The sequence below is a fragment of the Devosia sp. Soil_C_22 genome, from assembly GCF_057657195.1.
Genome location: NZ_JBDGIY010000001.1, coordinates 801,356 through 815,320 on the forward strand (window position 1 = coordinate 801,356; position 13,965 = coordinate 815,320).

Genomic DNA, 13,965 nt, shown 5'->3' on the forward strand with positions numbered 1-13,965 from the left:
AAGATCGCTCTAGCGTGCGATCGCTAGCCCCGCGGCATCGAACAAATGCAAACTGTCTCGCCGGATGGCCACCGGTAGCTTGTCGCCGAGCTTGTGCGGAGCCTTGCCGTCGGCCTTGACCAGCAGCGACTTGCCCGAGGCGAGCCGGACGTGGACGAAGATCTCGGCGCCCAGGTACTCGACCAACGACACCTCGCCCTCGGCCACGAGGTCGCCCTCACGCGCGATGGCGATCTGCTCGGGGCGCACGCCGACCGCGATCGGGCCATCGGGGGCAGGGATGGCCAGCGCGCCGAAATCGGGCAACTGCGCCTGCCCGCCCTGCGCCACCGCCTCGATGATGTTCATCTTGGGCGAGCCGATGAAGCTGGCGACGAACCGGTTGCGCGGCGAGTTGTAGAGCTCGTAGGGCGTGCCGACCTGCTCGACATTGCCGGCGTTGAGCACGGCGATACGCGTCGCCATCGTCATCGCCTCGACCTGATCGTGGGTGACGTAGATCATCGTCGTGCCGAGGCGATTGTAGAGGTTGGCGAGCTCGACGCGCATCTGCACGCGCAGCTCGGCGTCGAGGTTGGAGAGCGGCTCGTCGAACAGGAACAGCTGCGGCTCGCGCACGATGGCACGGCCGATGGCGACGCGCTGCTTCTGCCCGCCCGACAGCTGCCGCGGCTTGCGTTCCATCAGCTCGCCGATCTGCAGGATCTTGGCCGCATCGGCCACCCGCCGCTCGATCTCGGGCCGCGGCATCCTGAGATTAGAGAGGCCGAAGGCGAGGTTCTTGCGCACGCTCATATGCGGATAAAGCGCATAGGACTGGAACACCATGGAGAGGTTGCGCTGGCTCGCCGGCACGTCGTTGACCAGCCGATCGCCGATCGAGATGGTGCCGTCGCTGATCTCCTCCAGCCCCGCGATCATGCGCAGGAGCGTGGACTTGCCGCAGCCCGATGGTCCGACCAGCACCAGGAACTCGCCCGACGCGACCTCGAGGTCGATGCCGTGCACCACTTCGTGCGTACCGTAGGATTTGCGCACTTCACTGAGCGTCACGCCCGCCATGGAGAACCTTTCGAGTTGAGACCGCACGTCATTTCAGACCCGACATGGCAATGCCGCGAATGATGAGGCGCTGGAAGATGATGAAGAACAGCACGATCGGAACGATTGACAGCACCGACATGGCGAACAACTGGCCATAGGCCGAGACCGAGTCCTGCGCGATGAAGCTGCGCAGGGCGAGCGGCACGGTGTAGTCGCGCATGTCGTTGAGATAGACGAGCGGCCCCAGGAAATCCTCCCAGGTCCAGATGAAGGAAAAGATCGCCGCCGTCGCCATGGCGGGGATCGAGAGCGGCAGGATGATGGCCCAGTAGATCTTGAACGGATTGCACCCATCGATCATTGCCGCCTCGTCGAGTTCGCGCGGCAACTGGCGGAAGAACTGCACCATGAGGAAGATGAAGAACGCGTCGCCAGCAAGGAAGCGCGGCACGATCAGCGGCAGGTAGGTATCCACCCAGCCGGCCTTGAGGAACAGGATGTACTGCGGAATGAGGACGACGTGATAGGGGATCATCAGCGTCATCATCATCAGCGCGAACCAGATGTTCTTGCCGCTGAACTCGAGCCGCGCGAAGGCATAGGCCGCGAACGAGCACGAGATGACGTTACCGATCACACTCAGCACGGTGACGAAGGTCGAGTTCCAGAAGAACTGGGTGAAACTCACGGTCATGGCGTTCCAGCCATTGGTGTAGTTGTCCCAGCGGAACTCGGATGGCCAGAGGCCGAGGTCGCCGAAAATCTGGTTGTCGGGCTTGAGCGACGAGGCGACCATCCAGATCAGCGGGTAGATCATCACCAGCGAGGTGACGATCAGGAAGATGTGCTTGAAGAACGCGGCGCGCTTGCCGCGCTTCAGCTTCTCCTCACGGATCGCCGCGGCGATCTGGGCCGTGGTCGGCTGGACAGGAGGGGCAGCGGTGAGCGTGGTGTCGGCCATCGATCAGCCCCTCCCGTTCTCGTAGTGGACCCAGTATTTGGAGGTCCAGAAGGCGATGGCGGTAAAGGCGGCGATGATGATCAGCAGCACCCAGGCGAGCGCCGAGGCGTAGCCCATGCGGAAATAGGTGAAGGCCTCGTTGTAGAGATACACCGTGAAGAACAGCAGGCTGTCGAGCGGCGCACCCTTGCCGCCCGAGATGACGAAGGCGCCCGAAAAGCTCTTGAACGCCTCGATCATCTGCAGCACGAGGTTGAAGAAGATCACCGGGGCCAGCAGCGGCAGCGTGATGGCGAAGAAGCGCCGGAATTTTCCTGCCGCATCGATCTCGGCCGCCTCGTAGAGCTCCTGCGGAATGGCACGCAGGCCGGCGAGGAAGATCAGCATCGGCGAGCCGAACTGCCACACTGCCAGCACCACCAGCGTGCTCAGCGAATAGCGTGGGTCGGACAGCCAGTTGGGGCCATCGACGCCGACCACGCCGAGCAGCGTGTTGACCAGCCCGTCATTCTCGAACAGCTGCCGCCACAGCACCGCGACGGCGATCGAGCCGCCCAGGATCGAGGGCAGGTAGAACAGCGCCCGATACCAGCCGATGGCGCGCACGCCCTTGTCGAGGATCATCGCCACGGCGAGCGCGAAGATCAGCTTGGCCGGCACCGAGATGATGACGAAGCTGAAGGTGACCTGCAGCGCCTTCCAGAAGCGCCGGTCCTTCATCATGAACTCGTAGTTCTCGACCCCGATCCAGTTCGGCACCGCCACCGCGTCATAGTCGGTGAAGCTCAGGTAGAGCGACGAGACGATCGGACCGACGGCGAGGAAGAAAAAGCCGATCAGCCAGGGGAGCAGGAAGGTATAGCCGGCAAGGTTGCGGCGGATGAATTTGTGCATTCTTTCGACTTCCTCCCGTAGGCACTTCGATAATCGCGCCGCAGGTTTTGGCAGACGCCTCCCTCCCCCTTGCGGGGAGGGAACGAGGGAGGGGGTGGTCCGGCGATCACCGATAGACCCCCACCCCCAACCCCTCCCCGCAAGGGGGAGGGGAGCACTGGGATGGCTTACTTTGCGCGGGCGAGGATGGTGGCCGCTTCATCCATGAAGGCGGCGGCGGCATCTTCGATCGACATCTGGTCCAGCAGCACGGCAACGGCGCTACGCGTCTCGAACGCCTCCTCGCATTCGCGGTTGCCCGGAGGGGAAGCCGGCGACAGGGGCGTCACGTAAGGCTGGATGGCGTCGAAGAAGGTGACCGAGGTCCGTTCGGCTTCCGTCAGGTTCGGCTCGAGCGCGGCGCGCACGTCCGACTGCTGCGGGATGCCGCGCTCGAGGCCGAGCACCGCCGTCATCTCGGGGTCGTTGACGAAGGCGTTCATGTAGGCGAGCGCACCGTCGTCGTCGCGCGAGTCGCGGGTGAGGCAGATGAACTGGCTCGGCTGGATCGACTGGCCCGAGGGCGCATCCTTGATTCCCGGACGGAAGCCGGCGCCGAGCTTGTCCTGCATCAGCGCCTGCGTGCCGACCAGCTGGTTCGACCAGGCGTACGAGATGGCCGACTTGCCGGTGACGATGCCCATCTTGTCGAGATCGGCGATGCCGGCGACCGAGGCGGAATCCTCGGCCGAGGGTGTCGCGCCGGCATCGCGCATGTCCTTCCACATCTTCCAGTAGTCGACGAGGATGTCGGCGCCGAAAGCGAACTGGCCCTCCGGCGTGTATTGGTTGGCAAAGCCGCGCTGGCCGCAGTAGATGCCGAAGGCGCCCCAGTCGGCGGTGAGGTCGTCGGTACCCTTGGCGCCACCCTTCTCACTGATCTTCAGCGACACCGCCTTGAGGTCGTCGTACGTCCAGGTGATCGGGTCGACATCGATCCCGGCCTCTTCGAACAGGCGCTGGTTGTAGCAGGTGGCCTGCGCGTTAGCGCCGATGGTTAAGCCATAGAGCTGGCCATTGAACGTGCCGGCGTCGAGCCCGCTCTGGTCGATCTTCGAGGTATCGATCTTGCCCGCGGTGATGGCGTCGCCGAGCGGCTTCAGCGTGCCCTTGTTCACGTATTCGAGCATCACGCCGTAACCCATCTGGATCACATCGGGCATGGCGCCGCCGGCGATCTGGGTGGTGAGCTTGGTGAAATAGTCGTTGAAGCCCAGCGTCTCGCCTTCGACCACGATGCCGGGATTGGCCTTGTTGAAGATGTCGATGACGGCGAAGGTGCGCTTGTCACGCTCCGGGTTGCCCCACCAGAAATGGCGGATGCGCCGGTCCTGCGCGAAGACGGGGCCGGCAGCCGATGCCAGGGCCAGGCCGGCGGTACCGGTGAGGAACGTCCTACGGTTCAGTCTGCTCATGGTCTCTCCTCCCTTGAGTTGCGGTATCTAGTACGAGGGCGGCACGAGCCCGGGCGCCTCTACGCTCACGAACCCGGTGCCGCGCCATTCCAGCCGTTCGTTGGCGGCGGCCACGAACGGGATTTCTTGTCCGCGAAAGCGGAACAGGCCCTCGGTTGCGGCAGCCTGCATGCCGATCAGCATCAGCGGCTCGCCTGACCGATCCGTGACGACGCGCACCCCGTGCGGCGCCTCGAACAGCTTCTCGCCGTCGCGCCAGGCCGTGCTGGTCTCGGCAGTGTTGATCAGCTCGAAGGCGCGGCCGTCGACGGTGCGCGCATAGCCCGTCTCATGCACCGCGTCGCGATGCTCGATCTGCGCCGGGGTGAGCCCGGTGAACCATAGCGTGCCGTCGGGCCGGGGCAGGATGCCGCTGAGCCGCTCGATGAAATCGAGGAGGCACAGGATCGAAGGCGAGTAGGCCTCGGTGAAGCCTTCGCGGCCGGTGAAGGGGTGTAGCGTCTGGGTGAAGCGCTCGCCCTTGAACAGCGCCGACAGCGTCGGCTGCATCGCCCAGGTGAGCTCGGTGAATCGGCAGTGATGCTGGAAGGCATGCGGCGCGCGGATGAGGCTGAGGAAGTTCGAGGGCCCGGCCCAGCTATTGTAGTTGAAGTTGTGGTCGTAGCGCGCATCGTCGAGCGCGATCGAGGTGAACGGGTATTTGGCGAAGAATTTCCGCGTGTTGAGCAGGTAGGCGTCGAGCGCGCGGTCGAAGAAGGCGCGGTCGCCGACCTCGGAGGCGAGTACGCGCAGCAGCACATCGGACTGCACGGTGACGAACCGGTCCTGCGCGTCGCGGTCGTAGAAAATGCCGTCGTCGCCGTCCCAGCACTGCCGGAACAAAGCCGCCTCGCTTGCCTGCCGCTTTGCCCGCCAGCCCTCGCCATCCTCGCCAAGCGCCTCGGCCATCAGCGCGAGATAGCCACGCTGGCAAGCGGTGCTGGCAGTGAGATCGGGCGCCACGAACGGGAGGATCGGATTCGCCGGATCGTAGCGTGTCGGATCGTTCCGGTACGGGCTGTCCGGCACGTGCCAGAAGCGCGGGCTGAGATCGTGCCCGGTATCGTAAGCGCAGAAGGCCTCGACACCGCCGGTGCCACGTGTGTCGCGGAACTGCGCCAGCCAGGCGTCGTAGCGGGCGAGCGCGGCGTACATGCGGGCGAGGAATGCGTTGTCGCGGCCGTTGAGCATGTAGTGGTTGAAGGCGCAGCGGGCGAGCGGCGTCACCAGCTGGATCTGCGAAAAACTCGGTCCGTTCGCGGTGAGCTTGTAGGGCAGGAGCCCATCGTCGCGCTGGCCTTCGATCAGCGCGAGAAAGGTGCGCTCGGCGACGTTGGGCAGGAAGCGGCTCAGCAGCTCGGCGTTGATCGTGCCAGTGCTTTCGAGCCAGCAGCCGGCATAGACACCGCCCTCATTGAGGATCGGCTCGGCCGTGCCGGCAGGCCGGATGCAGCTGAACAGCTCGCGCACGGCCTGGTCGTAGCGCTCTTCCATGCGCGGCGAGGACGCAACGAAGCGCACGCCCGAGCGCTGCCACTCGGCCAAAAGCGGCGCGTCGGCCTCCTTTGCCAGGGGGCCGATCCGCTGCGCCATATCTGTCGCATGCAGTCTGTCGAGCACTCGCGTTACGTACCTCTCCCCGAAAATCGGCGCGTTGGCCGAAGGGCGCCGCGGTTTGCCCGCGACGCCGAGTCAATTCGTCAGGCCGTGCGGCCCGGCGGATAGACCGGCTTGCCGTGCGGATAGACGAGGCCCCGCCGATGCGGCGTCAGCCGCTCGAGCAGTTCGGGGCTCGGCCGGTAGGGCAGGCGGAAATGCCCCCAGCTCGGGCCATAGCGGTACACCGCGACGCGGCGATTGCCCGGGTTGGTGCGACGAGCCGAGCCATGCGCGATGGCATCGACGAACAGCAGCGCATCACCCTTTTCGAGGTGGCACTCGATGGCGCCCGCGACCTCGTCGACCGAAGTCTCCTCGGCGCGATTCTCGATGGCGACGGTCTGCGGATGACGGATGTTCGATTTGTGCGAACCCGGAATCACCATGGTGGCGCCGTCGCCGGGGCCGATATCGGTGAAGGCCATCAGGATGTTGATCTGGCTGCAGTGGAACTTGCCCGCATGGTAGCGGAACTGCGTGCGGATGGTGCCGACATGCCCGCCCGAGTGCAGTCGCTGCGCACCGCCCTGCGGCCGGATGGTGCCGAAGCACTCGTCGATGAAGGCCGGGCCGTGGTGGTTGTCGAAATTCTCGGGATCGTCGGTGCCGATGAAGTGGATGGCCTTGTCGTACCAGGACGGATGGTCGAGCAGCTCTTCCCACACGGGACCGGCCTCGTAGAGCTGCTGCATGCCCAGCCCTTCCTGCTTGCCCGAATTGTTGATGGCGACATTGCCGAACCAGCCGCGTCCGGAGATCGACTTGGCCGCTTCCTCCACCTCGTCATAGGTGGCATTGCAGTCCGCGACCTGCTTGGGCGTCAGCGCGCCCTTGAGGATCAGGTAGCCGTTGAGGTCGAAGAGATATTCTTCCATGTCCGTGAGGACAGGGGTGGTACGCACGTGCTCGTTCACGTCAGCTCCTCCAAAGCCAAATTCACGCCCCTTGGCGGGGCTTACAGGGCGGCTCGAAAGTGGAAGGAGTGACGACACAACCTACCGACAACCGGGACCGCACGGTTGAACCTGGGATGGGTCTCTCAGAAGGTCGCAACAAGCAGTGGCGGTTGGGTCTAGCGGTCCGTCCACAGATGTTGCGCGTAGCGCACGCTTTACCGCATACCCCGGCTGGGCCCTCGGGTGATCCCTTGGCCCATTACGTGTCTCCGGCCGATCCTGGGTGATTATTCCCACTCAGATGCGCGTATGATTGGCACAATGAACAACGGTGTCAATTGCGCTTGGGCGCACGAACGGATCGGCCATTCGGCCTAATGCGAACGGCGGCTAGAGGCGAACGCGCAGCGGGTTGCCGAACCAACTCACACCTTCCTGGACCAGTTCGATATCGACGAAAGCAATGCCGCGCTCCTTGGCGTCATGCGGCAGCGTGACCGAGAGATAAAGGGTTTGGCCAGGCGGATGGACGAACGGAATTGCTGTGCGCGGGTTGTCGTAACCCACATCCTTTCCGGCGGCATCGTAGAGATGATAGCTCAGCGCCACTCGACCGACTCCATTCGGTCCGCCCCGGCTCGACCAGACGCGATCCGAGTCGTTCCTTACGGCCACGATGATCTTCAGCGCTCCAGTATTGTCGGCCTTGTGCGGCCCCTCCATCAGTTCGATGGCATGCTGTCGATCCTGGGGCGCGAGCGGGGCAGTCGACGTGGTGTTTCCAAGGTTCGAGAGCGGCGTGAACGGCTTGAAGGTTCGTGGGCGGTAGGTCCTGTACCAGTTCCCGCCCAGCACAACGTCCTGCAACTGGGCAGCGCTTTCATCCCAGTTGGGCCAGGCCGGAGACGGCGCCGGCGGCTTGCCGTTGCGATGGAAATTGCGGATCGCCGCCGCAAGAGCGTGCATATCCCCGACCGGGAAATAGGTCGCGCCGGCCGCGCCGTTGCCGACCTCTCGAAAGACTGGGATGTCGCTGGCGATGACGGGCTTGCCGTAATGCCCGGCCTCGACGATCGGGAGGCCAAACCCTTCCGCGAAAGATGCCGCGACCAAGGCATCGCAGCGCGCATATTGGGTGGCGAGCTCGGCGTCGTTGGCGCGCTCCTGCCAGAACAGCCGGCGGCCCAGTTGCGGATGATTTTTCAGGCGATTGACCAGATGCGCATTGCCCCAGCCAACCCTGCCGACGATGGTCAGCTCGACCTCTTCGTTGTCCCGCCAGAGACTGTCGAAAGCGTCCAGTGCAACGCCATGCCCTTTTCGCGGCTCCAGCGTGCCCACCATCAGGAAGCGCTTCGGTCCGGCACCGTCTTCGGGTCGTTTTCCGGCAGGGGCGATCTCAGCGAAATCGGCACCGAGCTGCCAGTAGCCGATCTTCATCTCACGGGGGAACTCGATCGCCTCGAGCAGCGCCGCCAGCTCGTCGGCCACCGCGCGCGAGATGCAGACGAAGCCATCGGAATATGTCAACGCCGACGCCAGCCAATTGGCAAACACCACCGGCATGTTCGGGTCGCAGAATGCCGGCGTGTAGAGCGGAACCGTATCGTAGAGGCAGGTCACCACGTGGCCGCCGCGCAACCGGCACGCCCTCAGGGCATGCTCGTGTTCCCGGTACAGGTGCCACGAGCTGTCCAGCATGAGCAGGTGGTCGCGACCGACAACCAGCTGTTGCGGCTGTCGCGAGGGCTTCGCCGCCATATCGGCGACCGTGCGCCAGCCGGTGCCTGTAGCACTGGCAATCAGCCGTCTTTCCACGCCCTCGCGTTTCGTCGCATCGCCTAGCCGACTGGCGATGTTGAGCACCACGCGTTGAATGCCTGACAGGTAGTCCGAGCCCGCCGTGTGGCTAACGTCGACAAGTAACCTCGCCGGGGATTTCGTCGGCTCTGCAAGCGCGAGGCATTGCGCCGCCACTTCCCGATCGACCTCGACGCCGTCGAGGTATTGCATCACGCCGGAGCGGAGGGCGGCGATCGGTTCGTCCCGACGGTAGGCGGCAATTCTACGCAGTTCATCGACTGCCAGCGCTGCCGTACGACGCCAGCTGAACCTCGCGGCGTTCACCTCGGCCTGCTGGAAGGACGAGTCCAGCGTCTCGTCATTCTTTGCGATCCGAACGAGCAGGTCGGCGAGCTGGTTCGGGGAGCCTGGATCGAAAAGCAGGCTTTCCGCTGCGACCACCTCGGGCAAGGCACCGGCGTTTGTCGCGACCACCTTGGTTCCGCAACGGAGGGCTTCGAGGGCCGTCAGGCCGAAACCCTCCATCAGGGAAGGCTGGATGAGCGCCGCTGCCTCCATGTAGAGCGCAACGAGATCCTCGTCGGACACATGGCCGAGGTCCACCATACGTGCGGGGTCGAGGCGGTTGCGTATCCACGTGTCCTGGATCTGTTCGCGCAGGATCGTCGGGCCATCTCCGGCGACGACGAACTTGTATCCGTCGAGCGCGGTCCCACGCCCCGCTGCAAACGCATCCGCAATCAGCGACACGTTCTTGCGCCAGTCGAAGGCCCCCACATACAGGAAGAACTTGCCCAGACCGGGCATGCGCAAGCCCGCCTTCCGCTCCACCAGTGCCTCGAAATGGGGAGACACACCGGCGTCGATGCTCACCGAGGACCCGCCGACGATTGAGGTGATCTCGCGTGCGGAGAACTGCGAGATCGAGATGTTCGACGCAAATCCGGAATGGAGACCGAGACGCCGCATATAGAAGGCGTCAAACCCGGGAGTCCGGATATAGGTCTGTTTGAACCTCAAGGGGATGGCATCGTAGAAGATCGAGGCGATCGGCACCTCGCAGCCGCTGTCCGGTACCAGCGGCGTCGCGGGATCGTTGGCTCCCTCGAACGGACTGGCCGAGAGTGCCACGTCCGGTCGCAGGCAGTTCACGTGGTGAGCCAGCGCAAGCTCGCCCAAGCGTCGCTCGGGTGTGTACCCCTCGATCGCTTCACCAGTACGGGCTGCGCCGTGCCAGACGTGGATATTGCTCGCGGGAACGATGCCCGCCAGCGCCTCGCGGGCCAGCAGCGCTTCTTCTGGCAGCGCCGCATTGAGCGACACGAGAAGCTCGACCTGCGGCTGATGCGTAGCGATCGCCCGCAACAACTCGGTGACATAGCGGCCGATACCGCGCATGCGGCTCGCTGTCTGCAGGCACTGGCCATCGACCCAAAGACGCATTCTCTCGGACGCCGGCAATCCCCTCACCCCTTCCCGGCGAGGAGCTTGCGCCACGCCTGCACGGACTCGGGGTCGGCTTCCAGCGACCAGGTCGCAGTGGCGACTACGCCCTGCCTGCGCGCCTCCGCAAATGCCAGCAACCGCCGCTTCAGCGGCGGGACAAGATCCGCGGCCCGCAGTGCAAATCGCGCAGCGCGCGGCCGCTGTCTCAGCCAGAGCAATCCGCGCTCCATCGCACCCCGGACGCCCGCCTTGGGCAAGCCAACGATCCGGCGGGCGCCGTTGACGGTCGAACGTACCGGCGCGGTAGCTCTCCACACGGTAGAGGTGCGCAGCGCTGCCACCTCCTGCCTTGCGGCCTCGAGTTCGTCCTGTAGCCGGGCGCGGCCGGCCTCTTCCTCGGCCAGCGCCGCGGCCTTCTCGGCATTCAGCTGTTCGAGCGCGGCCACTCGCGCGGAAAAGCCAATCCGGCCTTCTGCGTGTGAGGCCTCGAGCGCCGCGATGTGGTGGTGCAGCCGTCCGATTTCGGCATCCTTCTGCTGGACCGACTGCCGCAATGCTGCAGTGGTCTCGCCCAGCACCGTGCGCTCCTCGGCGTAGGCCGCATCGGTCGCGGCGATGTGCTGGTGCAGTCGCGCAATTTCGGCGCTAGCCATTGCGAATTGCCCGTCTCGCTCGGCGAGCAGCGCGGAGTGTTCGGCGAGCTGCTGGGTCAGCTGTCCCGCGTAGGCGGATGTCGGAGCGACCGCGAAGTCGTCGAACACGTTTGGCCCGGACGCGAAGGAGGCGACGAGGTCTTCATGGTCGTTGTGGACATAGAAGCGGTTGAGCCCATCGAAATGCACAAAAACATACCCACGCTCGAGAATGGCAGGCTCCCAGGCAGCATGTTCGAGTTCCTGGCTGCGCGGAGCGGTACTCTCGATGCACAATACCCAGGGTCTGGCCGGCGAATCGCCCCAGCTGGCAATGACCTCCGCCTCCATGCCCTCGACGTCGATTTTCAGCCAGTGGATTTCCCGATCCGCATAGCGCGCAAACAGCAGGGCCAGCGGCAGCGTCGGCACCGACATCTCCGTGGCCGAGAAGCCCGCACCGACATGGTCGCGCGCAACGTCCTCCTTGCCGGTGCTGAGGCCCGTATCGGCGAATTCGAAGAACAGGGTTGGACCCGGGCCCCCGCCGATCGCGAGCTCGAGCACATCCTCGTCCGGCCGAGCGTCACGCAGCTTGGCGGCATAGCCTGGCGTTGGCTCGACATGCACGCCGCGCCAGCCACGCTCGTAGAAGGCCAGGCTTACCGAGTCGATGAGAGGGTCCTGCGCGCCGATGTCGATATAGCTGCCGTTGACGACATGCTTGAGCGCCCGCCAAAGCAGAACGTCCTCGAAGTTCTGGGCATAGGAGGTGAACACTCAGCCGTCCGTCGACATCGATCGGCCGACAGACGCAGCATTCAGGCGCCCAATGCCTGGGCAGTTCTCCGACGCCAGGCGCTGACGCCCCTTGGTCGCTATCCGCGCCGCATGCCGATTCATCATCATATTGTTGACTCCGCATCCCTTCGCCGCACGGAGAAGGTCGCGTTGTCAACCGATCCTTCCAAATGACCGCAACATGTATGCAAGCATCGAAAATGGCTTCGATGGCTAGCCGATCAATCTGGCCACAGCAAGGTCGAATGGCGACGTAAGGAGGTTGCCGGGGGTTTCTCGGGATCGACTTGCCATGCTGTTCGGCACGACGTCGACAGCGTGATCCGGGCGGGCCGCACCGGCTTCCAATCTACGCCGCCGGCGTTGCTTCCGTCTCGCCGTCCACCGCATCCTCTATCGCAAAGCCCAGCGAGATGAGGACCCACGCGGCAACGAGCAGCAGCGCAAGGCCGATGAAGCCGACGCCCACGCCTGCCAACACCAGCAGTCCGTCGCGGTTCAGCAGGCCGATGCAGATCATCACGAGCCCGATCGAAGGCACCATGTTGGTGAACGGAATTGGGACCAGCATCGCAATGCCCAGAATGATCCCGACCAGCGCTATGCCCCGTTGCGCAGCCGGACCGGTGAAGAAGGGCAGGCGGGGGGCAGATACCTTGGCGATCCAACCGACGAGGTGCGACAGCATGCCGAGCAGCTTCAGCACCAACTTTACCGGCAGCTTGATGCGTCCCAGGTAGCGGGTCAGCCTGATCTCCCTGCCCACCAGCATCGTTCCCGACATCATCACGATGATGAGGGCCATGAGGAAGTTGTAGCCCGGAGGCGCCGGCAGCAGGTTCAGCAGCGAGAAGATGAAGATCGCGAGCCCGTGCGAGCGGACGCCGACGATCTGCAGCAACTTCTCGCAGGTCAGTACCTGTCCGGGGTCATCCTCGAGCGATTTCAGCTTCGCCACGAGGCCGGCGACCAGGTCGATGATCGGATCATCGCCCGGACGAGGGGAGCTTGGGGACGGCTCGGTCGGAGGGGTGGAAACGTCGGGCATGAAGCGGTCTATCCCGGTCGCCTGAGCAGATGTGCCGGAGAGATGCCCCGCCAGCCGGGCTACCGCCGCGGCAGCAGCCGCCATGATCGTCTCGCCTTGGCGATTGAAGAAACGCCAGCCACCCAACGCCAATCATTACATCGAAATCGGCGGTCGACAAAGGGCGCCCGGGACCAGGCCTCATAGTTGCATGATGCCAATGGGTTACGAGGAGCGGGACGTTGTCTCCGTCGCCTCTGGTCCTCAGGTGTCGGGTTGTCTAAGTCCCGCCGCGTCGAGCGTTGGAGGCTCAATCGTAACTCTACCACGCTCGTTTCTCTGCTGCCGGGCCGATCGGTCCCCGGGAGCAGGCCAACTGCCACGATCGCGAAACGGCGCGGTCACCTCGGTCGCCTCCAGATCGTGCCATTGCAGGCCAAAAAAGCGCCACCTTGCAGTTTTGCGCAAAAACTCAGCCATCCTGCATTGACTCCATCCCTACGACCGTCTCAATAATGAGACAACATATAGGGGCGGTCTGAGCGTGCTGGTGGAAGTGAACAATGTCACGAAGCGTTTCGTTACTCGCGGTGGCGACAGCGTCCTAGCCCTGTCGGAAACCAGCCTGAATGTCAGGCAAGGCGAATTTCTGAGCCTGATCGGTCCGTCGGGCTGTGGCAAATCCACCCTCCTGCGCATGCTGGCTGGCCTGATCGAGCCCACCAGCGGCCAGATCACATGGGCCGGCGGCGCACCAGACAAAGGCGGCGACGTCGGCTTCGTGTTCCAAGAACCCGTCCTGCTGCCGTGGCTCAACATCCTCGATAACGTACGCTTTCCCCTCGATAGCTTCGGCGTCGATCGGCGAAGGGGCGACGAGCAGGCCGAGCAGATGCTGGCGCTGGTCGGCCTGAAGGATTTCGGTCGCGCGCTTCCCAAGGAACTGTCCGGCGGCATGCGGCAGCGGGCGGCCATCGCTCGCGCCCTGGTCTACAAGCCGCGCATCGTGCTGATGGATGAGCCGTTTGGCGCGCTGGACCTGATCACTCGCGACCGCATGAATGACGAATTGCTGGCCATAAAGGCCGAGCTCGGTGCGACGATAGTCTTCGTCACCCACTCGGTGGAAGAGGCGGCCTATTTGTCCGATCGCGTCGCCGTCATGTCGGCGCGGCCCGGTGCTGTGCGAACGATCCACGAGATCGACCTGCCCAAGACACGCTCCGAAGCCATAAAGGACCTGCCTGCCTTTCATGGCTGGTTGTCGCAGCTGCGCCGGGAGCTCAAATGAGGTTACACCCGCGCACCC

Annotated in this window: 10 protein-coding genes; 1 reads left to right on the top strand and 9 read right to left on the bottom strand. The window is 64.3% G+C overall.

The genetic code is table 11. The features are described 5' to 3' along the window. Window positions 1–9: 9 nt before the first annotated feature. The 9 genes from AC3A6I_RS03775 to AC3A6I_RS03815 form a co-directional block, all read right to left on the bottom strand. The gene (locus tag AC3A6I_RS03775; RefSeq protein WP_487541849.1) at window positions 10–1,062 is read right to left on the bottom strand and encodes an ABC transporter ATP-binding protein; all 1,053 of its coding nucleotides are present in this window, start codon (window positions 1,060–1,062) and stop codon (window positions 10–12) included. A gap of 28 nt (window positions 1,063–1,090) precedes the next feature. Continuing rightward, window positions 1,091–2,005 (bottom strand): carbohydrate ABC transporter permease, encoded by a 915-nt coding sequence (locus tag AC3A6I_RS03780; RefSeq protein ID WP_487541850.1) that lies wholly within the window; start codon window positions 2,003–2,005, stop codon window positions 1,091–1,093. Between the two features lie 3 nt (window positions 2,006–2,008). Then, complete coding sequence (locus tag AC3A6I_RS03785) at window positions 2,009–2,899, bottom strand: carbohydrate ABC transporter permease (protein ID WP_487541851.1); 891 nt, start codon at window positions 2,897–2,899, stop codon at window positions 2,009–2,011. Between the two features lie 167 nt (window positions 2,900–3,066). Further along, window positions 3,067–4,353, bottom strand: coding sequence for an ABC transporter substrate-binding protein (locus AC3A6I_RS03790; RefSeq protein WP_487541852.1), 1,287 nt, complete (start codon window positions 4,351–4,353; stop codon window positions 3,067–3,069). Window positions 4,354–4,380: 27 nt separating this feature from the next. Beyond that, on the bottom strand, window positions 4,381–6,012 hold the full coding sequence (locus tag AC3A6I_RS03795; RefSeq protein ID WP_487541853.1) for an MGH1-like glycoside hydrolase domain-containing protein: 1,632 nt from the start codon (window positions 6,010–6,012) through the stop codon (window positions 4,381–4,383). Between the two features lie 80 nt (window positions 6,013–6,092). Beyond that, complete coding sequence (locus AC3A6I_RS03800) at window positions 6,093–6,965, bottom strand: phytanoyl-CoA dioxygenase family protein (RefSeq protein WP_487541854.1); 873 nt, start codon at window positions 6,963–6,965, stop codon at window positions 6,093–6,095. A 372-nt stretch (window positions 6,966–7,337) separates the two neighbouring features. Next, window positions 7,338–10,148 carry a glycosyltransferase family 4 protein gene (locus AC3A6I_RS03805; protein WP_487541855.1) on the bottom strand — a complete coding sequence of 937 codons (2,811 nt, stop codon included), beginning with the start codon at window positions 10,146–10,148 and terminating at the stop codon, window positions 7,338–7,340. A 68-nt stretch (window positions 10,149–10,216) separates the two neighbouring features. Continuing rightward, window positions 10,217–11,608, bottom strand: a complete 1,392-nt coding sequence (locus tag AC3A6I_RS03810; RefSeq protein WP_487541856.1) for an FkbM family methyltransferase — start codon at window positions 11,606–11,608, stop codon at window positions 10,217–10,219. Between the two features lie 370 nt (window positions 11,609–11,978). Next, window positions 11,979–12,761, bottom strand: a complete 783-nt coding sequence (locus tag AC3A6I_RS03815) for an exopolysaccharide biosynthesis protein (protein WP_487541857.1) — start codon at window positions 12,759–12,761, stop codon at window positions 11,979–11,981. A 445-nt stretch (window positions 12,762–13,206) separates the two neighbouring features. Between AC3A6I_RS03815 and AC3A6I_RS03820 the strand changes: the two genes are divergently transcribed. Next, window positions 13,207–13,947, top strand: coding sequence for an ABC transporter ATP-binding protein (locus AC3A6I_RS03820; RefSeq protein WP_487541858.1), 741 nt, complete (start codon window positions 13,207–13,209; stop codon window positions 13,945–13,947). The last annotated feature ends 18 nt before the right edge of the window (window positions 13,948–13,965 follow it).